This is a genomic window from Arthrobacter sp. SPT-J7, from assembly GCF_059089965.1.
In genome coordinates this window covers 1-1,346 of record NZ_JBNHFF010000439.1, presented here as the reverse complement: position 1 = coordinate 1,346, position 1,346 = coordinate 1, and the positions used below count along the sequence as shown (strand labels likewise).

3 protein-coding genes are annotated in these 1,346 nt (G+C 64.4%); all 3 read right to left on the bottom strand.

Going from position 1 to position 1,346, the window contains the following annotated elements; genetic code table 11:
* Window positions 1-58 precede the first annotated feature (58 nt).
* A complete protein-coding gene (rplO, locus tag AC5RWX_RS33390) occupies window positions 59-550 on the bottom strand; it encodes a 50S ribosomal protein L15 (RefSeq protein ID WP_163161909.1) in 492 nt (163 codons plus the stop codon).
* Window positions 551-757 (bottom strand): 50S ribosomal protein L30, encoded by a 207-nt coding sequence (gene rpmD / locus AC5RWX_RS33385; protein ID WP_163161907.1) that lies wholly within the window; start codon window positions 755-757, stop codon window positions 551-553.
* Window positions 758-759: 2 nt separating this feature from the next.
* Window positions 760-1,346, bottom strand: a 587-nt coding sequence (gene rpsE, locus AC5RWX_RS33380; protein WP_494100440.1) for a 30S ribosomal protein S5, incomplete at its 5' end; no start/stop codon positions are given.

Genomic DNA, 1,346 nt, shown 5'->3' with positions numbered 1-1,346 from the left:
TTCCAGGGCCTGGGCCCCGGAACCGGGAGTTCAACAACGGGCTTGGCGCCCACCGGCTCTAGAGCGCGGTGGTGCTTCCGCCTGCTGCAGCGATCTTTTCAGCGGCGCTGGCCGAGAATGCGTGGGCGGTGACGTCAACCTTGACGGTAATGTCGCCGGTGCCCAGCACCTTGACGGGCTGGTTCTTGCGAACCGCGCCCTTTTCGACCAGGTTCTCCACGGTGACTGCGCCACCTTCCGGGAACAGCTCGTTGAGCTTGTCCAGGTTTACAACCTGGAACTCAACCCGGAAGGGGTTCTTGAAACCGCGCAGCTTCGGCAGGCGCATGTGCAGCGGCAGCTGGCCGCCGGCAAAGCCAGCCTTGACCTGGTAGCGGGCTGCAGTACCCTTCGTGCCACGACCGGCGGTCTTACCCTTGGAGCCTTCACCACGACCAACGCGGGTCTTGGCGGTCTTGGCACCCGGGGCGGGACGCAGGTGGTGAACCTTCAGGGCGTTCTGCTTCTCAGCAGCGGCGCTCTGTGCCTTGTCAGCAGTGTTCTCTGCCATTTACTTCGCCTCCTCTACCTGTACCAGGTGCGGAACCGTGTTGAGCATTCCCACGGTGACGGCGTCGGCGGTGCGGACAACGGTGTGTCCGATCCGCTTCAGGCCGAGGGACCGCAGGGTGTCGCGCTGGTTCTGCTTGCCGCCAATGGCGGACTTGATCTGAGTGATCTCCAACTGGACGTCGGAGGGAATCAGGTTCTTAGCCATAACTAGACACCCGCCTTCGAGTTCAGGAGAGCCTTCACCAGTGCCGGCGGAGCGATCTCGTCGAGGGGCAGGCCGCGGCGTGCTGCCACTGCTGCCGGCTCTTCGAGGCGCTTCAGGGCATCAACGGTCGCGTGAACGATGTTGATGGCGTTGGAGGAACCGAGCGACTTGGAGAGGATGTCGTGGATGCCCACGCACTCCAGTACTGCACGGACCGGGCCACCGGCGATAACACCGGTACCGGCGGAAGCCGGACGCAGCATAACGACGCCTGCAGCAGCCTCACCCTGGACGCGGTGCGGGATGGTGCTGCCAACGCGGGGAACGCGGAAGAAGGACTTCTTGGCCTCTTCTACGCCCTTTGCGATTGCGGCAGGAACTTCCTTAGCCTTGCCGTAGCCAACGCCGACCATGCCGTTGCCGTCACCGACGACGACCAGGGCGGTGAAGCTGAAGCGACGACCACCCTTGACCACCTTGGAGACGCGGTTGATGGTGACAACGCGCTCTACGAACTGGCTCTTCTCGGCTTCACGGCCGCCGTCGCGACCGCCACGGCCGCCACGGTCGCCGCGGCCCTGGCCACGGT